15 protein-coding genes are annotated in these 21,378 nt (G+C 42.2%); 9 read left to right on the top strand and 6 right to left on the bottom strand.

Features of this window, described 5'->3' with window-relative positions:
• Window positions 1-59: 59 nt before the first annotated feature.
• The 6 genes from ACX0G7_RS21370 to ACX0G7_RS21345 form a co-directional block, all read right to left on the bottom strand.
• Window positions 60-1,181, bottom strand: a complete 1,122-nt coding sequence (locus ACX0G7_RS21370) for a FecR family protein (RefSeq protein ID WP_458925556.1) — start codon at window positions 1,179-1,181, stop codon at window positions 60-62.
• Window positions 1,182-1,297: 116 nt separating this feature from the next.
• Window positions 1,298-1,894 carry an RNA polymerase sigma-70 factor gene (locus ACX0G7_RS21365; RefSeq protein ID WP_458925555.1) on the bottom strand — a complete coding sequence of 199 codons (597 nt, stop codon included), beginning with the start codon at window positions 1,892-1,894 and terminating at the stop codon, window positions 1,298-1,300.
• Window positions 1,895-3,190: 1,296 nt separating this feature from the next.
• Window positions 3,191-4,207, bottom strand: a complete 1,017-nt coding sequence (locus ACX0G7_RS21360) for an NAD-dependent epimerase/dehydratase family protein (protein WP_458925554.1) — start codon at window positions 4,205-4,207, stop codon at window positions 3,191-3,193.
• Window positions 4,208-4,270: 63 nt separating this feature from the next.
• Window positions 4,271-4,846, bottom strand: a complete 576-nt coding sequence (locus ACX0G7_RS21355; RefSeq protein ID WP_458925553.1) for a Crp/Fnr family transcriptional regulator — start codon at window positions 4,844-4,846, stop codon at window positions 4,271-4,273.
• A 552-nt stretch (window positions 4,847-5,398) separates the two neighbouring features.
• The gene (locus ACX0G7_RS21350; protein WP_458925552.1) at window positions 5,399-6,514 is read right to left on the bottom strand and encodes a LacI family DNA-binding transcriptional regulator; all 1,116 of its coding nucleotides are present in this window, start codon (window positions 6,512-6,514) and stop codon (window positions 5,399-5,401) included.
• A complete protein-coding gene (locus ACX0G7_RS21345) occupies window positions 6,511-6,705 on the bottom strand; it encodes a hypothetical protein (protein WP_458925551.1) in 195 nt (64 codons plus the stop codon). Before ACX0G7_RS21345 ends, ACX0G7_RS21350 begins: the two co-directional genes overlap by 4 nt.
• A 149-nt stretch (window positions 6,706-6,854) precedes the next feature.
• On the opposite strand from ACX0G7_RS21345, the gene ACX0G7_RS21340 reads away from it, so the two are divergent.
• The 9 genes from ACX0G7_RS21340 (at window position 6,855) to dgoD (ending at window position 21,292) form a co-directional block, all read left to right on the top strand.
• Window positions 6,855-9,872 carry a SusC/RagA family TonB-linked outer membrane protein gene (locus ACX0G7_RS21340; protein ID WP_458925550.1) on the top strand — a complete coding sequence of 1,006 codons (3,018 nt, stop codon included), beginning with the start codon at window positions 6,855-6,857 and terminating at the stop codon, window positions 9,870-9,872.
• Between the two features lie 10 nt (window positions 9,873-9,882).
• Window positions 9,883-11,346: a RagB/SusD family nutrient uptake outer membrane protein gene (locus ACX0G7_RS21335; RefSeq protein WP_458925549.1), complete on the top strand. Its 1,464-nt coding sequence runs from the start codon at window positions 9,883-9,885 to the stop codon at window positions 11,344-11,346.
• Window positions 11,347-11,509: 163 nt separating this feature from the next.
• Window positions 11,510-13,675 carry a DUF6259 domain-containing protein gene (locus tag ACX0G7_RS21330; protein ID WP_458925548.1) on the top strand — a complete coding sequence of 722 codons (2,166 nt, stop codon included), beginning with the start codon at window positions 11,510-11,512 and terminating at the stop codon, window positions 13,673-13,675.
• Between the two features lie 3 nt (window positions 13,676-13,678).
• Window positions 13,679-15,805, top strand: a complete 2,127-nt coding sequence (locus ACX0G7_RS21325; RefSeq protein ID WP_458925547.1) for a DUF6259 domain-containing protein — start codon at window positions 13,679-13,681, stop codon at window positions 15,803-15,805.
• Window positions 15,783-16,562, top strand: coding sequence for an SDR family NAD(P)-dependent oxidoreductase (locus ACX0G7_RS21320; RefSeq protein ID WP_458925546.1), 780 nt, complete (start codon window positions 15,783-15,785; stop codon window positions 16,560-16,562). Before ACX0G7_RS21325 ends, ACX0G7_RS21320 begins: the two co-directional genes overlap by 23 nt.
• Window positions 16,563-16,564: 2 nt before the next feature.
• Window positions 16,565-17,830 carry an MFS transporter gene (locus tag ACX0G7_RS21315; RefSeq protein ID WP_458925545.1) on the top strand — a complete coding sequence of 422 codons (1,266 nt, stop codon included), beginning with the start codon at window positions 16,565-16,567 and terminating at the stop codon, window positions 17,828-17,830.
• A gap of 310 nt (window positions 17,831-18,140) precedes the next feature.
• Window positions 18,141-19,484, top strand: coding sequence for a DUF4380 domain-containing protein (locus ACX0G7_RS21310; protein WP_458925544.1), 1,344 nt, complete (start codon window positions 18,141-18,143; stop codon window positions 19,482-19,484).
• Window positions 19,471-19,998, top strand: a complete 528-nt coding sequence (locus ACX0G7_RS21305) for a hypothetical protein (protein ID WP_458925543.1) — start codon at window positions 19,471-19,473, stop codon at window positions 19,996-19,998. Before ACX0G7_RS21310 ends, ACX0G7_RS21305 begins: the two co-directional genes overlap by 14 nt.
• 124 nt (window positions 19,999-20,122) lie before the next feature.
• Entirely contained in the window at window positions 20,123-21,292 is a 1,170-nt protein-coding gene (gene dgoD / locus ACX0G7_RS21300) for a galactonate dehydratase (RefSeq protein WP_458925542.1), read from the top strand.
• The last annotated feature ends 86 nt before the right edge of the window (window positions 21,293-21,378 follow it).

Below are 21,378 nucleotides of genomic sequence, written 5' to 3'. Positions count from 1 at the left end.
GTAAAAAAAGTCGTTAGTCAGAATACCTTCTCATTAATCTTTTCCAGGAGATTACATTTCTACGGTGATTGTTTATACCTCTTTATTAAAAAAGCACTATCTTCCTTAGTGACTGTGAGATTGTTGAGTATTGCTATTCTTTTAAGGATTAATTCCACCGAATCTGTGCTATTATACCTACCTATAAAGAATAAATTATTAAAGTCCTTATTGTTGTAAATTATTGGCACTTTGTATAACGCAGCCAATTCGTCAAATACTATACTTAATGGTTGGTTGTTGAACATAAAATAAGAAGCACCAGCATCTTCCGGTATTGAAGGATCATCAGGATTCAATTCTCGTTTTATAATCTGTTCAGGATCAGGATTCGTGGTTAATTTAAGTGATTCCAGGTGCGAAACTCCGCTGGTACTATACACCAATGTTTGCCCAGGTAATAAATAAATATTATTCTTAAGCCTGGTGTTTCGCATATCAACAGCCTTAATTACAACTTTACCTTTAAACAATTGAACGATAACCTGGTTATCTTTTTTGTAAGTAGTAACGGTAAATTCTGTTCCTATTGCTGTTGTTACTATATCGCCAGTGAAAACTGTGAACGGTTTCAGGGAGTCTTTTGCTACTATGAAATGAGCTTTTCCAATCAGTACAAAGTCGCGTCGATCAAAAAATGGTTCATTATAAGTTACTTCGCTTTTGGGCGCCAGCAAAATCCACGAACCGTCTTGTAATTGTATTCTTTTTTCCTTACCTGTGTTATTAACTTCGTGCCTTACTTGAATTGTTACACTATTTTTATTTGTTACCATGCTATCTGAAATAGCAGGTGTAGGGTTAACATTGCTGAAAAAGTTCCAGGAGAAACTGACAATCAAAAGAACTGAAGCAGCCACAACAAAAATTTTGAGTAGCGATGGTTTACGATCTGATTTTGTTACTTCCAGGTAGCTAACCCAATCTTCGGCAAATACAGCCGTTGATAAGCTTTCCCTGGAAATTACGTTCTTTTTAAACTGCACCCATTTATCATCCAGGTTCATTTCATCCAGAACATAATCCAAAGATTTCGTTGCCCCTGTTAATTGCCAGGTATTTTTTAATTTCTCGAAATAGAGCTTATTTGCCTCGTCACCGTTTATCCAGTTTTCAACCAATACTTTTTGCTCTGCACTCACCTCGTTTAACAAGTAATTAATAAGTAGCTTATTGTATTGACTGTTGTCTCCCATACCTGGATATATCTAATACAACTACATGAGATTTTACCCTTACAAGCAAAGGAAAAATTCTTTTACTGAAGAATCGATGCAAAAATTATCAAACCCAAAGGTAAATATCCTATCAATTTTTCCCTTAATTTGGTTAGTGCCCTACTTATTTGTGTTTCTACCGTTTTAATGGAAATGTTTAACAGCTTTGCTATTTCAGCGTATTTTAAGCCTTCAAATCTGCTTAGCATAAATATTCTTCGCATCTGTTCAGGCAATTCCGATATGGCAATGTTTATGTCGGATCTTAGCTCCTTCAAGTCGATACTATTGAAGCTGCCTGGTTCAACAGCTCCGAAAGTTGTTTTTAGGAGTTCCCGTGTATACCGTTGCTCAACCTTTTCATGTTTTAAGGCATTAAGACTTGTATTATCTACTATTGTATATAAATACGATGTTATAGATACGTCTGCCCTAAGTGTTTTGCGAGATTCCCAAAGTTTTAAAAAACTCGTATTCACTATATCTTCGGCGGACTCTATATCAAAATCAAATTTACATTTGCAGTAAACGCAAAGTTTACCGTAGTTTTTTTTAAAATAAACTTCAAAGGCAACTTCGTTGAATGGACCTTCTTCAGCAAGCCCTATACCGTCAATGTGTTGCGTGTTTAAGCTCATTTGAAAAGAATACAATTTAAAACTTCCGGATTATGAAAGGAAAAACTTTAATTCAAAATTGTCTTTTTTTTGTAGAGTAGTGTAACCTTTGCTTATTCTATATCTTGAACTTCAGAGAATTCTAAGATAACGTAATATTTGCAAATTCCTGTGAATATGCATTTAACTACAGGAACACTATCAGGGAAATTATAGTGAGATTCATTTTATAACCTACCAGGTTGGTCATCAAAAACTATTTCTTGTTATCCCTTTTTGCGTTAAGTAACTGTATTTCCTCTTCTCCTTTGATTTTAATGAAAATAATAGTGCCGGGGCAAAACTTACAAGAGATTCATTTACAGGGAAAGGGGGGTCAGTTTCAGGTGGTGTTGCAATTGTCAGTGCTCAATACACTTATTCAAATACAGATGGAAAGTGGCATGCTAATCCTGGTAGGGCGGATAAATCGTACTCAGGAACATTAGCTTGTGTGGGCGTTAGTGCGACCCTTGTTGGGGCCAAGCTTAGTTTTACTACTACAACGCTTGTTGGGGAATCTACACCGAGAAAAAAAGAATTGAGTATGCTGTCATATCATCTAAATATAACATTGTTTTTTTGTCTGATGCCGTTCCTTTCTTTTTTTAATCCTGGCGAAATGAATTTATCTGGTATATACGAAATACAGCGAGCGGCTATCCATTATCGGGTGAATACCACTATGCCTACCTTCAATGGTGTTATCTCCAGGATATTTATAAATTATGGGCAAAAGAGTTAATAAGAGATAGCAGCAACGGCCCGGCTAAGTTGAGTGTGTTAATAATTGATACTCTTCAATATATCATGCTGGACAGTTCTCACTGCATAAAAAGTAACCGAAAAGAATATTTTGGATTAGAAAATTAGGATTTCCATTTAATCGGAAGTGATCGAGCGCGCGACTTTACAATAACAGCGATAGGAGTTGAAAATTTTTTATCGGTACCCTGCAATAAATTCTTATTTACAAATATGAATACTTTATCGCAAACCCTTGTGTCGTTCCAAGAACTTATCCATTGATTTTCCTCGAACGAAAGTAATCTGTTTCCGACCACTTGTGTATCAAAAGCATTCAGTTCGGAATGATAGCAAAGAACTATAGTGTTGATAATAACAAGCAAATGCCTGATGAAACCCGTTACCACGTTTTGGGTAATACCAAACAGAAAGGTAAAAAATCCCATATAATTCGCGATGGCAATTTTATAAGGTTTGCATACGATAAAATTTAAGGAATAATCCGTCGGTGAATAAGCAAAGGTTAGCAGCCTATACCGCCATCAGCGCTTTGTTTTGCAGCAGGTAATCCAATGCTTCCCGGACTACTGTTTCAGGCGCTTTAGGTTTGAACCCAAGTTCCGTTCTGGCCTTCGTGATGTCAAAATTTTGCTTCAAGCCGGAGAACATGGCAATGTCTTTCACCGTTAGTACGGGCGGCTTACCGGTGAGCTTTGCGCCAAGCTGCATGGCGCCGGCAATGCCGTACAAAAGCGGCTTTGGCAGGGATGCCGGTATTTTTAGCCCCAGATGAGGGTAAGCCTCGGCAGCCATTTTAGTGACCTCTGTTAAGGTGATGGATTTTTCATTGGATAGGATATACCGCTCTCCAGGGCGGCCGTTGATGGAAGCGAGGTAACAGCCTTCTGCCACGTCTTTCACATCCACCCAGTTTATCTCAATCTTTGTGTCCACCGGCACTTTCTTGCTTACAACGAGCTTTAGGATGTTGTAGGAAGTGCTCAATGGTGCAAACGCCGTTCCGCCAATCATCGCCGACGGCAACACCGCCACTAATTCTATACCCAGCTTTTTCGCTAACTGAAAAGCGAGAAGCTCCCCATCGTTCTTTGAGTTGTAATATACATCGCGGCGGTCGGGGTTGTTGCCCAGACTCTCCTTTGTTGGTGTATGGTTCATGTTCAACGCAGCAATGGAACTAACGTACACGATTCGGCGCACACCTGCTTTGGCAGCGGCTTCTATCACATTGCGGGTACCTTGCATATTGGGTTCGTAGATTTCCTTTTGCGGATCTTTTGCCCAAAGCTTAAATACGGCACCCACGGCATAAAAGGTGTCTACGCCTTCCATGGCTTTCACAAAAGAGGCCTTATCGGTATTGTCTGCCTGAACTACTTCGCAGTTAAGTCCTGCAAAGGGTTCTTTGTTTCTGATGTTGCGGACGGTCGCCCGAACGGGGATGCCTTTATCGATTAAAAAGCGAACAAGGTTGTTGCCCAGGTGACCATTAGCGCCGGATACGAGTACGAGCTTTTTCTGTGTCATAACTTTTGATTTTGTTGATGACACAAAGCTCCAAACCCGGCATTTATTACCGCTTCGCAAATGTTACTTAATGATTCCTCTCCTGATCCTGCTTAAGCTTTTAGCATTCATACCCAGGAAAGAGGCAATGTATTGAAGCGGCACATTGTGCAGGATTGCCGGGTATATATCCAATAATTTCAGATACCGCTGTTCGGCAGTGAGCGTCGCCAAATCTTTTGAGCGGCCTTCGTTGTACGCAATAGACTGCTGAAACACCCAGATGCTAAAATCTTTGAACGAAGGGCTATTTAAGGTAAGGGTATCCAAATCTGACTTTGTGATGCGCAGCAGGCTGCAATCGGTCACACACTCTACATTCTCCTCCGACTTAGTACCGTTAACGAAATTAGTGTAGGACGTAAGAAAGCCGGGCGGGCAGTTGATATGGGTAGTTACTTCATCTCCCAAATCGTTATAATGAAACTGCCGCATGAAACCCGACACTACAAAATAAAGATATTTAGGAACCTTGCCTTCCGGCTCTACAATGCAATTCCTTGGAAAGAGCACGGGTTCAAATTTCTGTTTACACAATTCTACCTCCTCAGCGGAGAGCGTTATTTTTCGTGTTATTAATGTCAGCAATTCCTGGTGCATCGTAAAGGATTAAGCGAAATATGCATTTCTGTTTCCTAAAATAAAGCCACTAAGTTAAGAAGCTTACAATTTGGTAACAGAAATCGAACCAACGCTTTGTCAATTCCAGACTGACATTGCCTTTGAATTCCGGACATAAAGTTAACGTGTAAAGAATCTTAATTTAGTATGATGTCTTAAAGAAGGAGTTACAACAGAGAATTTAAGGAAGAAGCCATCCGCCTGCCAGGGAAATAGAGATCTAAACAGGTCGCACATGACCTGGGCAATCATCCAGATATGATTTATCTCTGGAAAAGACAGATGGCAAATGACGCTGGTAAAGCTTTCCCCGGTAACGGAAATCCAACTGATCCTGGGCTAAGCAAAATAAAACGTGAATACTTTGAGCATGTTTCATAAAAGAAAGTTTACAAAAAAATGTAAGAGCCTGCTTAGTTGTATTAGCCGCCGGATGCTATCAGGTTTCAGGAATTTGCTGATTGAATGAAAGTAAATAATGAAGCAGTACCTGGTACAATAGGATGGCAGTACATGCCCTTCAATCAACGCTTAATAAATGTATACCAGCGGTTCGTCAGCCGTTTTGTCCAGGGAATAATTGCTATAAGAACCCGGTACTTCCGTTGGATGGGATTTTATCGAAGATTGCCTTATTATTAAATCGTTTGAAAGTATTTCAGTGCGTTTTTTCTTGCCAGTACCTTCTCCCTCTATTTCGTTAATGCATAGCTGCGCAGCCATACTACCCATTTCAAATCCTTTCTGTCCCACGCTTGTCACGGAGGGTGTTAAAAGTGAAAGCAATGGATCAGAGCTAAAGCCCACAAGGCCAATGTCTGTGGGTATTTTTAATCCCATTTTCTTACACTCCGAGTAAACTGCCAAAGTAATTTGTTCGCCTGCAGCAAATATGGCATCAGGAGGCTGTTTCAGACGCATCATTTTTTGAAATCCAATCCGGCCCTGTTGAAAGCTCATTCCTGTTTTTACTATCAGATTTTCATCAATCTCAATATTATGTTTTTTTAATTGCTCGGTATAGCCACGGATTTGATTACGCACAACGTTTAAATGATCGCCACCCGTCAAAAGCCCAATTCTTTTATACCCCGATTTTAATAGATGCTCCGTGATGGTAATAGCTATAGATTCGTCATTCATTATAACACTGTTCCCGCCAAGTTTTTCAGGCGCCCTTTCGAAGAAGACCAAGGGGATATTCTGTTGCTTTGCGGCCTTAAAATGCTCGTAGTTTTTTGTTTCCTGTGACACGCATACCAGTAAACCATCTACCTGTCCTGCAAGGGACTGAACCTGCATCACTTCCCGTTGATAACTTTCATTAGTCTTTGCCACAATCACATGATACCCTTTGCGAAAAGACAATTCTTCAATGCCATTTAAAACTGACATATAAAATGGGTTCAATACTTCAGGAAGGATGACAGCAATAATTTTGGTCCTGCGTTCTTTCAGGCTTTGAGCTATCATGTTAGGCTTGTAATTAAGCTTTTTAGCTGTCTTTTTTATTTTGTCGATCATCTCAGCACTGATATCGGGATGGTCCCTCAATGCTCTTGATACCGTTGAACCAGACACATTAAGCGTCTTCGCAATGTCATAGATCGTAGTAATATCTTTTTTAGATGAGATGGACTTCTTCATTTTAGCATTTTTATGTAACGGGTATCAATTCTCCGCAACTGGTTGCGCTCATAGATTGCGAAAATAGCCTTTTTTTCATTTTGAAAGACCATGCAAAGTTCATTGAGCATGAGCGCCACAACACTGGATGGTTTTGCGAAGCCATTGTTTTCCCTCGGTTCAGTCGGTAATGAGCCATGCTTTTCGGACAAAACCCCCAATTTGAAATCATGTGGAAAACTATTTTTTCTATGCAACCGATACCGCAATCGGTTACGCAACTTTATTTTTTTTTTTGTCCGGATTTTCCCTCTAAAATTGTTCTTCGATTCAAAATTTACCCAAAACTAAATTGCTTGTCATGAAAAAAAGATTGCACTTTGCTTTCCTTGGATTCGTCTTTTGCTGTGTATTTAATCTGCCTGTTTTTGCACAACAGAAAGTAAGCGGAACAGTTACCTCACGACAGGACAACACACCTTTGTCTGGCGCTACTATCCAGGTGAAGGGAACCTCTATCAGTACAATATCTGATAAAAATGGCCAGTTCACCATTGCCGCCGGTGTGGGGCAGTCCTTGATTGTATCCTTTGTAGATTTCCAGCAGTCAGAGGTGAAGATAGATTCGACTGCGAATCTTATGATTAGTCTGCAGAAGAACGATTCAAGATTGGACGATGTGGTGGTGGTTGGTTATGGTACGGCTCGTAGAAAAGATTTATCGGGGTCCGTAGCTACAATTTCCGGGGAAGAGATAAAGTCTGCGCCCATTGCGTCGTTCGAGCAGGGATTGCAGGGGCGCGTCTCGGGGGTTCAGGTGGTGCAGGGTAATTCAGCGCCTGGTGGTGCGCCCCAGGTAAGAGTTCGCGGGGCCAACACGGTGCTGGGGGGCAATGAGCCACTTTATGTTATTGACGGTGTGCCTCTTTACAATTCGACCTTACAAAATAACAATGATTTTAATACCGGCACACAACCTTCCAACGCGCTGGCCGCCATCAATCCGAACGATATTGTTTCCATGGAGGTGTTGAAGGATGCTTCAGCAACTGCCATTTACGGAGCAAGGGGTGCTAACGGAGTGGTGATTATTACCACAAAAAGAGGAAGGGCTTCGGACAAGGGAAAGATGACCCTCGAGTCTTATTATGGCCATCAGACACCGCTCAAAAAATTAGATCTGATGAACTCCCAGGAGATCATCGCCATTGCAAATGAAAAGTCGAGAAATACGGGGGCGGCAACACTTTTTTATCCGGACTCAGCGACCTCAGTTAAAACAAATACTGATTGGCAGGACTTGCTGATGCAGGACGCGCCAATACAGAATTACAATTTGTCATTTAGCGGGGGAACACCGGCAAGCCTTTACAATATAAGTGGTAATTATTTTAACCAGGAAGGTGTCCTGGTGAACACTGGCTTTAAGCGCTATGCTGTCCGGGGCAATTTTGACAATCGGATCGGGGAGAGGCTGAAAATTTCCACCAGTCTTTCTGCTAATCGCTCGGAGACCAAAAGAACGAGTATCTATTGGCTGGGCCTGGCAATAGGTGCATTGCCTACTTTTAACCCCTATAACGCTGATGGCAGCTATGCCGATCTGCGTCCTCTGCCAAATGGTATGGAAAATCCTGTGGAAGGCGCTTTAAAAAATTCGGATGTGGTGACAGTGAACCGCTTCTTAGGAAATGTTTTAGCGGAGTACACCATCTTTAAAGACCTGACCTATGGCCTCCGGGTTGGTTTAGATTATCAAAACCAATTGAACGATGTGATTGTAAAACCAGGTAACTACAACTTCCCGTTTCCTGTTGCATCCGTGAGCAATACCTATGACAACAACTACCTGATTGAAAATATCTTCAATTATAGTCACAGTTTTAAAAGCCGTCACCGCATCAATGCTACGGCCGGCTATACCTGGCAGAAGAATGTTAGCCGTTTTTTCCAGCAAAGTGGTACCGGCTTCCAGTTTGATTTTGGAACTGATAACCTGGGAGCAGCCGCAGTCACTAACCCCAATGTCTCGCAAAAAAACGAGTGGGCCCTGCTCTCTTACCTTGGCCGGTTCAATTACATCTTAGACGATAAATACATTGTTACCCTCACGGGCCGGGCAGACGGATCTTCCCGGTTTGGGCCCAACAACAAGTGGGGATATTTTCCTTCTGGTGCGGTTGCCTGGCGGGTATCAAAAGAAAAATTCATGGAGGATATTTCCTTCATCAGTGATTTGAAATTGAGAGCCAGTTATGGCTGGACAGGCAACCAGGAAATCGGCTTGTACAACTCCATATCAAGGATGGGCTCTGTGACGACTGTTTTTGGTAACCCTCTTGTGGCAAATATAGCCTACGTACCAGTTTCACTGGCAAACCCGGATCTTAAGTGGGAAGTCAATAAGCAATTTGACCTGGGTTTGGATCTGGGTTTATTTCAAAACAAACTAAGCTTGGTATTGGAATATTATCACAAGCGGACAGACGACTTGCTGGCCAACTTACCCATTGCCGGCTCTTCCGGATTCTCGAGCATCCTGATTAATTCTGGAAGCATTGAAAACAAAGGATTCGAAGTGTCCGTCAATTCGACAATAGTGGATAAAAAAGATCTCAACTGGTCTGTTAATGCCAATTTTTCAAAAAATAACACCAAGGTGCTGGACCTGGCAGTAAGCAGCAATGAGTTTTTTGCCCCCAATCTGCCATCAGCCATCGACGCTCCGGTTAATATCATAAAAGAAGGAGAGGTGCTTTCCGCTTTTTATGGGTATAAGGAGGATGGGCTGACGGCTACAGGCGATATTAAATACGTGGACCTGAACAAAGACGGAAAAATTGATGGAAGTGACCGCACAATTTTAGGCAGTCCTTTTCCGGACTTTATCTATGGCTTTAGCTCCAATTTAACTGTAAAGGATTTTTACCTTACCGTTTTTTTGCAGGGAGTGTCAGGGGTACAGGTTTTCAACAGCAATGACTTTCTCCTTGCTAATTCATTTGTTCGTCCATCGCAGCAGTTGAAGGAGGTGACAGAACGCTGGACGGCTGCCAACCCCAATCCTAACGCTAAATACCCGAGGACAAGCGCCATCCAAAACCTGATCTCCGAGCGCTTTGTGCAGGATGCTGATTATTTGCGGCTACGCAATATTGTATTAGGGTATAACCTGCCGGTTGCTAAAATGAAGGTGGGTTGGCTTGATGCTGCCAGGTTCTATGTAAGTGCTCAGAATCTTTTCACCATCACCGATTACCATGGCTATGACCCGGAAGTTGCCAGCACCAGTTCTTCTTCCCTGGTGAAGGGTGTTGATCGATTTTCTTATCCTTCGGCAAAAACATTTACTGTAGGCTTTAACGTCACATTCAAATAAATTAAGTTTTATGAACACTACGAGAACAGCAAAAAAAATATTTACGGTGGTATGCCTGTTTTCAGGGCTGCTTTTTTCGGGTTGCACCAAGGATTTGGAAGAAGAAGTGTATTCATTTGTGGCTGTACCCAACTTTTGGAAAACGGCTGCCGATGCTGAAGCCGGTATAAAAGGCGTTTATGCAAGTTTTTATCCGCTTATGAATTCAAATTATTGGGTAGTTCTGGAGCAGCCAGCAGATTTTACAACTATCAATAGAAACGATACTCACCAACAGCTTGACCGCTGGGATCTACCATCAAATCATCCCTTTGTTACAGACCTGTGGAATGCTATGTACCAGCAGATTGCCAGGGCTAATGGCGTTATTGCTAATGTGCCTGGTATCAACATGCCGGATGCTGCAAAAAAAGGGGTTTTGGGAGAAGCGAAGTTCCTGCGGGCATTTGACTACTTTACCATCGTCAGGATGTTTGGAGCAGCTCCGCTCGCGCTTACTGTTGTGCAAGGTGCGGACTCGGCCTCATTACCAAAAACCCCGGTGGACGCCATCTATGCGCAAATCGAAAAGGACCTCAAGGAAGCAGAAGTGGAACTGCCGGCGACCCGGTCTGGTGCAGAAACTGGTCGTGCCACGGCTGGTGCTGCCAGGACACTACTGGCCTGGGTTTATCTAACCCAAAAAAAATGGCAGCTGGCTTCCGACAAAGCAAAAGAAGTGATGAGCAGCGGCCGGTATAGTTTGCAGGCAAAATTCGGCGATGTGTTCAGCGTAACCAACAAGAATAACAGCGAGATTATTTTTGCAGTACAGTTTGACGGTAGCACACGCGGAAGCAACCTTTCATCTTTTGCCAACATCGGCGGTTCGAATAGCCCTTATGCTGCAAACGGTGCATTAGTGTGGTCAGTAGATCCAAAGTCTGATATCTGGACAAAATGGGATGTCACAGAAGACAGAAGAAACTATTCGGTCTATAGTTCTGTTGTAGGAAGAAATGGAAATTTAATAACAGCAGATCCTAATTTTCCATCTTATGGCAAGTGGAGGGATCCTACCGAACCAAACCAAAACAGTTGCAAGATAAACCCTCCGCTGCTCCGGTATGCCGATGTTCTTTTCATCTTTGCTGAAGCTGAAGCGCAGGCAAAAGGAAGTCCGACACCTGAGGCATATGAAGCCTTAAATCAAACCATCCGCCGGGCCTATGCACTGCCCGTTACCGCAACATCAGCGAAAGATGTCAGTGGCTTAAGTCTGCAGGCCTTTACGGACAAAATCATAGAGCAACGCGGCTTTGAATTTACCATGGAGGGTAAGCGTTTATATGATCTGATGAGAACCGGAATTTTTCCGGCCAAAATTAAAGAGGTTGGAAAGCCTGCACCCAGGGGTAATCTTTTCCCGATACCGCAAAGCGAAATTGATGCCAACGAGGCCATCAGCAGTTCCGATCAAAACCCTGGTTATTGAGTGTCTTCCTGGTTGTTATTTCTAAACTAATTGGTAATAGTGGTGATGATATGATAAAATCTCCATTATTACCAACCTGGTCTCATGGAAGTCATAGAATCATAGAAACAGAACCAAAGCTACCGCGGGTAAGCATCATCGACCTGAAAATCTGTGCACGGTTATGAAGTTAAAAATATACTTGTTACTTGTTTTTTGTCATATTTCCTTTTTGCAATCAGGCGCACAAAAGACTTATGAATTAAAAAACGATCAGATAGAAATAATTATTGACGACAAGGCAAACCTTACAGCATTAAGAAATTTACAAACAGGTAAAAACTATGCATCGGGCAAACAACTTTGGAGAATGTACTATGATGATTCAAGACAAAAAGACAAGGAAATCCAGGCCGGTGATAGTGAACCAGATATTGAGCAACAAAATGATACAATTTCAATAACCTATCAACAATTAAGCTATAATGGAACGGCCATTTCATTCACCCTTAATTTGGAGATTACACTAGAAGATCATTTGGTTCGTTTTTCCTCCTCAATCGTAAATAAACAACCGCATACTATTATCAGAGAACTGCAATATCCACTGATAGGAAATTGCCAGCTATCCAAAGATCAGCAACTGTTAACGACTTATTGGGGTGGGCAGATTTATCAGAATCCGAAAAAGCAGATTGCTGCTTACAATGCAACATATCCCCCTTACTACCCACCATCGCAAAAGTTCCTCCAAATGGATCAGCGTTATCCAACCGGTTGGGCTGGAGGCGGCTTATCTGCTAATTGTTTTGCTTTCGTAGGGCAAAATGAAGGTTTATATTTTGGCAGTCATGACACTACCTTCCAGGATACCGGACACGGCCTTAGGCTTTATCCAGGCAAAGGATCTGTGTTTGATGAATTGGAAGCTGGCTTTTATAAATATCCCGGTTGCTTATATGGCGAGACCTGGTCATGTAATGCTAATGTTATCAGTCCTTATTCCGGCGATTGGCATCGTACCTCTAAAATATATAGGGAATGGTCTGATACCTGGTGGCATCATAATGATGAACCGGCGTGGGTTAAACAAATGAAAGGATGGCAGCGCATCATTATGAAGCACCAGTATGGTGAAGTGCTTTTTCCTTACAGTACTTTGAGTAAAAGGGTAAAATCAGTAGGAGAGAGTGTCGGTTTAAAAACCGTACTGATACACGGCTGGCATCTTGGTGGTCATGATAATGATTATCCCAATTATATTCCGGATTCGTTACAAGGTGGTGAGAAAGAATTTAAAAAGCAGATTGCGGATTTTCAAAAAGATGGTGGTGCAGTCTTATTGTACTATAGCGGCCGGTTGATGGATAAAACATCTGAGTACTATAAAGGTGAAGGCAAACAAATTTGTCTGCGAGACAACACAGGAGCTGAGATAAACGACTCTTACCGTTTTAAAGGGCCGGGTACATTTACCGGCACCTATAATTCCCGGACCTTTGCTATTGCTGATTTTCGGGAAGTTACCTGGTTAAATAGGCTAAAAGAGATGGCAGACCAGGCCATTGCCTATGGTGCAAAAAGTGTATTTTATGACCAAATGGGTTGGGGTGAGCCGGCAGACTGGGACCTGTCAAAAGAATTCCCTGTGCCTTACCTCTCCACTATAAAAGACAAAGCAAATGCACTAAAGCAGTTACATCAGTACATTAATGAAAGAGACAAAAATATCGCGTTAGGAATTGAGCTGCTCACGGATGTTACGGCACAAAATGTAGATTATATCCATGCGCGTTATGGCGCTACGGAAGTTTTGAACCCAGATTGGGAGCAGAGAGGCGAGCAACCCCGAAGGACCAATTTCATCGACTGGTTCCGTTTTACTTTCCCGGAGATTATTTTGTCGGACAGAGATATACGTGACGATTTTGACATTGAAAGAAGGGTAAATCACACAGTTCTTAAAGGCTTGCGTAATGATGTTGAAATTTACCGGTGCCGGGGATTAATTGACGAAACACCACATTACCAGCAATATCTTACAAAAATCAATAAGCTGAAGGAGCGGTTTGCCGAATTGCTTTTGCTGGGACGCTATACTGATACCGAGGGGTTGGAAACAGACAACAAACAAATAGAGGCAAGGCGTTTTGAAAATAAAAACAAAGCGGCTGTTGTTCTCACACAAAGCTTCCTTTCGTCAGCAACAACAAAATTGAAAATACCGGCAGGATATTATTACCGTGAATCTGGTTTTGTCGGTGGTGTTTTGGTTAATCCTGGTAAAGGTTTTATAGAGGTCAGTATAAAAAAGAATGGGCTGGCTGTAATTGTACTGGAAAAATTATAAAAAATGAAATTAATCGTTCCTGAATATTTGTTTAGTTTATTGATACTGTGGACTGCTTGTTTTATCTCAGCAAACACAACAGCCCAGACACGGTATTCATTGGAAACCGCGAATGCAAAACTTTCTGTCAATCCAGATGGTGTTATTTCAATTAAATCAGATAATACCGGGCAAATTATTAACGGCGATATCAGAACTCTCTGGTCTTTGTCTCTAAGAAATATGACAGAAGGCAGTGATGTAACTCCCAAAATTTACCAGGTTGCACCAACTAAAGAATTTGAAGTTAAAAAAACAGCCGGTAAAATTTTGATCAGTTATCACAACCTTTCAATTGATAAAAGAAAACTTCCAATTAACATCGTCCTAAGTATATCAGCTGAAAAGGACCATTTTTCATTTAGTGGCAATTTGCAGAGCGGCACAGAGGAGTGGCAATTGAGAGATTTTTCGTATCCGATCCTCGACAATGCTGGCCCGATGCAGCAAGATTTCAAGCTATATATTCCAAATGGTTTAGGACAATCGTTTGAAGCATTCGGGGCAGGCAAGCGAAGTTTTGATTATCCGAGTGGCAAAGGTAGTATGCAATGGCTTACTATTAATAATGGTACCACAGGCTTCTACCTGGCCAGTTATGATACTTCCCGCGGGAAAAAACGATTTGAAATTTCCTTCGATACAGTCCGCCGATTATATCATTCTTTGCTTACATTTCCAATTTACACTCAGAGCTTTGAACTGCCGCCGGTTGTTGTTACCTGTTATGAAGGAAAGTGGTATGAAGCGGCTAAGAGGTACAGGGCGTGGTATGACAAGAGTTTCAAAATTCCGGATTTACCTGGATGGGTTAAGTTGGATGCAGGTTGGGTGTTGGCCATACTCAAGCAACAGAACGGCTATGTCATGTGGAAATATTCCGATCTCGACAAGCTTTGTGATATTGCTGACAAGCTGAACCTGAAAACAATAGGACTCTTTGGTTGGGCAAACGGTGGTCATGACTACCTGTACCCAAATTATATTCCTGATGATTTAATGGGGGGAAGAGATGGTTTGCGGGATGCCATTCAGCGGGCACATAAACGAGGATTCAAAATCATCCTGTATGCAAATGGAACAATCATTGATGCATCTACTGAATACTACCGCTATAATGGCAATAGCACATTAGCACTCAAGGAAGATAAAGAAGCATATACAAGCAGTATACGTAAGTACAATAGTTCCACGCCGGTTGTATTTGTTGAAGCTTCATACAGTTCTTCTCTCTGGCGAAAGACAATGTTAGACCTCGCGCTGCAGGCGAATGAACTTGGTGCCGATGGTATTTTGTATGACCAGGTGGGAGTAAAGGGCGCAACACTTAATTTTTCTAAAATTCAGGATCATAAATTACCACAGGAGGCCGGTACTTTTTATCGTTATATGATGCTGAAACAGATTCGTACTCAACTTAAAAATATCAATCAGGATTTTGTGGTTATGACTGAGGGGGTAAATGATGGAGTATTTACTGATATTGATTATTACCACGGTTGGGGTGAAGGTTCTTTTATGGCGCCTGATGCCTGCCCGGAGCTTTTCCGGTATACATTTCCGGAATTGGTAAAAACGCAAAGGCATTCCTCCCCGATGTTACCAAGAACACAGGCAAATTACGCAGCGGTTTTTGGCTTACGACATGAAATTGAAATAAGATGGGAAGCAGATGTCGATTACATATTGAAAGGAAAACTGCCCGATCAGCATAGTTATTCAGACGAAGCTTATTATCCTCCGGATTATAAAACTATAAATTCCACTCCACAGGAAGTAGCAACCCGCTATGTTCATGAACTAGTCGCTTTTGAAAATAGATACGCTGAATTCTTTCGAATGGGGAAATTTGTTGATGAAGAAGGGTTTATTGTTACAGGAAAGGATATCGTAGCTAAGGGCTTCGTTAATAAAGACAGGCTGGGAATTGTGATATGGAACAAAAATGAAAATAAAGAACAGCCGTTTAAGATCTCGGTGCCTGGCTATAGGTGTATACTCAGCGCAGAGCCGGCTAAAGAAAAAGTAAAATCTACCAACTTAATGGAAGCCAATTCGATCCGGCTTCTTGTTTATACTAAAACTAAATAAAATGAATTTACCGTTAAAAGGAAAAGTTGCATTGGTAACTGGTGCTGCAAGGGGCCTCGGAAAAGGAATCGCCCTTGTATTAGCAGAGCAGGGGGCAGATATAATTGTTAATGATAAAAAGATGAATAATGAGGGCGAAGAAGTTGCCAGGGAGATAAAAAACTTAGGTAGGCGGGTGTTACTGGTGGAAGCAGATGTAAGCAAGGGCAAAGAAGTCGATGCTATGTTTCAGGCTATTAAAAAGGAATTTGATCAATTGGATATTTTGGTTAACAACGCAGGCACTTCGCAGGCAAAGGATATTTTTGAAAGTTCGCTTGATGATTGGCAGTATATAATTGATATGAACCTTACAAGTTGTTTTTTATGCTCAAAATGTGCAATGGAAATAATGGCTATCCAAAAATATGGACGCATTATCAATATTAGTTCTGTTGTTGGCGAAAGAGGTGCATTATTCGGACATGTGCATTATGCGGCTACCAAGAGCGGTATGTTGGGAGTAACAAAAACGCTGGCCAGAACAGGTGCTCCGCTTGGCATTAATGTGAACGCGGTAGCGCCTGGCGTGATAGAAACTGAACTATTGCTTAAAACGCATGGTGCGGAAGGGGTGGAGAAATTGAGTGCTACCGTCCCTTTGGGGCTTGGAAAGCCAAGGAGTATTGGATTAGGGGTGGCTTATTTATGTGGTGAGGGTGGTGATTATGTTACGGGCGCATGTTTAGATATAAACGGTGGTATCAATATGAGATAATAATGAACAAAAACAACTTCTATAAATGGGAATTATTAATCTGGCTTTGGCTGGCTTTCTTTTTTAACCAGGCTGATCGCCAGATTTTCAATGTGGTTTTGCCCTCTATCAAAACTTCACTGGGGTTAACAGATGCGCAATTGGGAATGGTTGCTTCTTTGTTTGTGTTGACAGTGGGCGTTTTCATTCCTATCGCTGGTTTTGTGGGAGATCTTTTCAGCAGAAAGAAGATCATCGTGTTCAGTCTTTTGTTTTGGAGCATTGCCACGGCACTTACCGGCACAAGCAATTCATTGCTGGCGCTTATATTATTCAGAAGTATTGCAGTGGGTGGTGGAGAAGCTTTTTATGCACCGGCTGCCAACTCTTTAATTGGACAATATCATCAAAAGACAAGAGCAATGGCTATGTCTATCCATCAAACTTCTTTATATTTTGGAGTTATTTTAAGTGGATGGTTGGGAGGTTATATAGGTGAGCACTACGGTTGGAAGACTACTTTTTATCTTTTTGGAGGCGTAGGTATTATCTTATCATTGCTGTTGGCGTTTCGTTTGCAGAAAACAACAAAGGCGATCTCGAACCTCACAGCGGAAGAACAAAAAGGGTTTATCAAAAAAGCATTCCTGGCGATTGCAAAAAATCCAACCGCCTTACTATTGATCGTCGCATTTGCGTGTATGGTATTTGTAAATGTCAGTTATCTCACCTGGATGCCCACTTTCCTTCATGAAAAGTTCGGTCTTTCATTAACGAACGCTGGGTTTTCTTCAATGTTCTATCATCACATTTTTGCATTTGCGGGTGTAGTATTTGGCGGATGGCTGTCGGATCGCGTTGCATTAAAACGGCCGAATAATCGTTTTTTTGTCCAGGCCTTTGGTCTTCTGCTGGGTGCTCCCTTTATTTATTTAATGGGCCAGGCTGATAGTACTATTGCTACTTATATCTTTCTCGGAGGCTTTGGTTTCTTTCGGGGTGTTTACGATGCAAATATTTATACCACTTTATTTGAAGTAATTCAGCCGGCTTACCGGGCTACGGCTGCAGGCTTGTCCGCCATGTTTGCTTTTATTGTTGCTGCTATCGCTCCTTTTTTATTGGGATACCTCAAGCCAACCCTTGGATTGTCAAATGGATTGTCGTCTTTGTCCGTTGTATACCTGTTAGGAGGTATCAGTATATTGATTGCTGTTCTAAAGTTTTTTAGTAACAACATTAATTTAAAACAAGTGGATCATAAAGATTACCTGGTTGGGGCAAAGTAGTTATTCCGGAAAAAACGGACGTTGTTTTTATCGTTATGAACGGGGAGTTGGGAAATATAAATGTAGATGAGGCCATCAAATTAGTGGCGTGTTGATCCATCCTTAGCCATCCCTATGCATTGTGGAATGTTTGCAGAAAACACGGAAGACCCTGAACTTTTTGTGAAGGATGCCGGAAGAAAGGTGTGGGTACAAAGCTGCTGACGGTTGGCGAAGACTTGGATCTATGAAGAATCGATGGTAGTTGCTTTTCGTTCTTCGTCCGTTCAAATGGTTGGACAAATTTCTTTTTGTTAAAGCTGTAAAAGAAATGATTGACTGTAAGATGGATAAACCTCTGCCACAAATTACGAAAGGAACATATAACGGCTGGGATGTTCACCTGCTGGAAAATGAGTGGGTGAAACTCTTTGTTGCACCACAGTTTGGGGGAAGATTGATTCAATTGGAATTGGACAATCACCAGTTTTTCTTTTGCAACAAGAAACTAAAAGGGATAAGCCCGGATGATACCAGGTTGGGCGAAAATGGCAGCTGGTTGAATTACGGCGGAGAAAAAGTCTGGCCCGCGCCACAAGGCTGGAACTCCCCAGGCAGATGGCCAGGTCCACCCGATCCGGTGTTGGATGGAGGAGAGTATCAGTGTGACCTTATAGCCGGGGAAAGCAAGAATCAGGAGTTACGCTTAGTTTCGCCGTTTGATCCTTTTACCGGCCTGCAGATTGAGAAAAGAATAAAGCTTCACGCGGGGAGTACAGCGATCGACATCCGTGTGTTGTTTCACAATATGTCGGACAAGCCTGTTGAGTGGTCTGTATGGCCGGTATGCCAGCTTGATGCTCCTGATCGGGGTCCTGAAAATCAGTATTACATTGTTTGCCCATTAAACCCGGCAAGCTTGTTTGAAGGCGGTTACAAGGTGATGCATGGTTTGGTAAACAACCCTCAGAACGAATTAGATGCTTATGGGAACCTTATTGTCAATTTCAAATATCTGGTCGGAAAACTGGGGCTGGATTCGAACGGCGGATGGATCGCGTATCATGCCCGGAACGAAGGCAAAGTGCTCGTCTTAAATTATCAATACCAGGATGGGGAACCCTATCCTGATAACACGAGTATTCATATTTGGACGCAGGGAAAAGGCCAGATTTTTTCAAGAAACCGCCTGATGGACTTTGCCGATGACCAGGAACTTAATCCGCCGTATTTGGAAATGGAACTGCTATCACCTTTAAAGGAAATTTTTCCCGGTGGTGTATTTGAATTTAACTACCAGGTGCAGACCTGCACTGTTCCTACCGGCGTGTCAATTCAACGCGTAAATGAGCGGGCCGTTATTTGCGAGCCATTACAGATTTCCTTTCGTGAAGAGGCGTATTTCATTACCGGGCAATATGGTTTGTTCCAAAAAGGAACGCTCGTTATTAAAATCGAAGACGAAAATGGCAGCACGATTGAATTTGATTGCGGGGAGGTATCGCCGTTACAAGGAGTGCGGGTGGAAAGACTTATTTACCACAATACGATACCGGCAGCTCCTTCCGAGATTTCGCTTTTACTAGTGGGTAAAAAGCAGAACTTAATTGGAATAATCGATAGATCACCTTTTATAAACAACAGACCTGTAAATAGTATCTATGCCATCAAATAGAAGAAATTTTATACGAAATGCGGAACAGCAAATCAACCTTGTTAGTAATCCTCTTTTAAAAAACCAGGAAGTAGTTAAAAACTATCGATCGTCACTTCCGATATCACCTGTGTTTCATATCAACGACAAAAATGTAATTCCCCTGGGCAAATATGATCATTCGGGTAAAGTGGCTTTTGGTTGTACAAAGGACAAAAACCATCAATCATTTTACAGTGTGCTGGGTGGGATGCCAGCATCAATATTGCGGGAAGTGGCAAGAACCGCCGGTGTGCACATTTATTATGAAGGAACCAATACAGTACATATTAACAATCGTTTAATTGGGGTTCATTTTCAGCATGAAAATAACGTCGAAATCAAACTTCCTTTTAAAAATCAATGCAAGCTAACGGAACTGTATGATGGAGGTGAGGTGACAGCAAACAATGGACAATGTACGCTGCCGTTAGATCCTGGCGTTGCAAAACTTTATTTTTTAGTAGACGGAGAAAACACTGTGATAAAAACATAGGCAGCTCCCGGAAGCGTATGTCGTATTTATAATCGTTTCATTTTTTGTCAGCTTTGAAAGTCGAGGGTAAAGTATCGAAGGAAACAAGCGCCAATTTTACAAGTTTTATTATTCAATTATTCAAATGAAAATAACAGGAATAAAAACATTTATCTGCCACGCTTACCGCACTAATTGGGTGTTTGTAAAAGTCGTCACAGACGTAGATGGGCTGCATGGAGTAGGGGAGGCAACATTGGAGTATAAAGAACATACGGTAGCAGAAGCCTGCAAAGAACTCGAAAGAGCATTAATCGGAAAAGATCCGCATCGCATCGAGGAATTTTGGCACAGTGCTTACCGCGACGCCTACTGGCGAGGAGGTGCTGTGCTAATGACTGCAATCTCCGCTATTGAAATGGCGCTCTGGGATATTAAAGGGAAAGACCTGGGTGTGCCGGTATACCAGCTGCTCGGAGGTAAGGTCCGGGATGAAGTGCCGTGTTATGCCAACGGCTGGTTTGCGCCGGCCAGGCGACCTGATGAATTTGCGGCCAAGGCTAAGGAAGCAGTTAAGCTGGGATTCAAGGCGCTGAAATGGGACCCTTTTGGCTCCGCCTACCTGCAGATTGAACGGAAAGCCCTGAATGAAGCCATAGAGTGTGTAAGCGCTGTTTACGATGCTATTAAGGACGAAGCAGATATCATTATTGAAGGACATGGGCGGTTTGATATTCCTACCGCTGTTCGTATCGGTCATGCCCTGAGCGCGTTTGATATTTTATGGTTTGAGGAACCGATACCTCCACAAAACCTGGAAGGCCTCGCCGAAGTAAAAAGGAGGATTCAAATTCCTGTTTCCGGCGGCGAACGCCTGTACAATCGGTGGGACTTTCGCACTCTCTTTGAATTGAAGGCGGTTGATTTTATTCAGCCGGATGTGAGCCACGCAGGTGGAATTATGGAGTTGAAAAAAATCGCTGCAATGGCAGAAGCTTATCACATTCCCTTTTGTCCGCACAATCCAAGCGGGCCGGTGGCTAATGCCGCTACGCTTCAACTGGCAGCTTGCACCCCCAATTTTCATTTATTGGAAACAATGAGTTCTGATGTTCCCTGGCGTTCGGAAATCAGTACAGAAAATGTGACGTTTGTGGACGGAAAAATGGCTATAGGTGACAAGCCTGGTCTGGGCATAGATATCGTTGAAAAAATGATTGCAGAACATCCTTTCGAACCCAAAGAGTTGAGACATTACAAAGGCTCTCTGACGGATATCCGGCCCGCTGATGCAAAATCTTATTTCTCAAAATAGAGAGAAAACCACCGATGAAAATTGGCCGGATGGGAAAGTGATTGTTGCAAAGAATCGGCTGTCATTCATTTAGCCAAATAGTCAAG

This window comes from Flavitalea antarctica, assembly GCF_054461535.1.
This window is presented reverse-complemented; position numbering and strand designations above follow the sequence as displayed.

Coding starts and splice junctions, on each gene's coding strand:
- ACX0G7_RS21365 (WP_458925555.1), bottom strand. CDS start 1,894: ATGAGCTTAAACACGCAACACATTGACGGTATAGGGCTTGCTGAAGAA.
- ACX0G7_RS21360 (WP_458925554.1), bottom strand. CDS start 4,207: ATGACACAGAAAAAGCTCGTACTCGTATCCGGCGCTAATGGTCACCTG.
- ACX0G7_RS21355 (WP_458925553.1), bottom strand. CDS start 4,846: ATGCACCAGGAATTGCTGACATTAATAACACGAAAAATAACGCTCTCC.
- ACX0G7_RS21350 (WP_458925552.1), bottom strand. CDS start 6,514: ATGAAGAAGTCCATCTCATCTAAAAAAGATATTACTACGATCTATGAC.
- ACX0G7_RS21340 (WP_458925550.1), top strand. CDS start 6,855: ATGAAAAAAAGATTGCACTTTGCTTTCCTTGGATTCGTCTTTTGCTGT.
- ACX0G7_RS21335 (WP_458925549.1), top strand. CDS start 9,883: ATGAACACTACGAGAACAGCAAAAAAAATATTTACGGTGGTATGCCTG.
- ACX0G7_RS21330 (WP_458925548.1), top strand. CDS start 11,510: ATGAAGTTAAAAATATACTTGTTACTTGTTTTTTGTCATATTTCCTTT.
- ACX0G7_RS21325 (WP_458925547.1), top strand. CDS start 13,679: ATGAAATTAATCGTTCCTGAATATTTGTTTAGTTTATTGATACTGTGG.
- ACX0G7_RS21315 (WP_458925545.1), top strand. CDS start 16,565: ATGAACAAAAACAACTTCTATAAATGGGAATTATTAATCTGGCTTTGG.
- ACX0G7_RS21310 (WP_458925544.1), top strand. CDS start 18,141: ATGATTGACTGTAAGATGGATAAACCTCTGCCACAAATTACGAAAGGA.
- ACX0G7_RS21305 (WP_458925543.1), top strand. CDS start 19,471: ATGCCATCAAATAGAAGAAATTTTATACGAAATGCGGAACAGCAAATC.
- dgoD (WP_458925542.1), top strand. CDS start 20,123: ATGAAAATAACAGGAATAAAAACATTTATCTGCCACGCTTACCGCACT.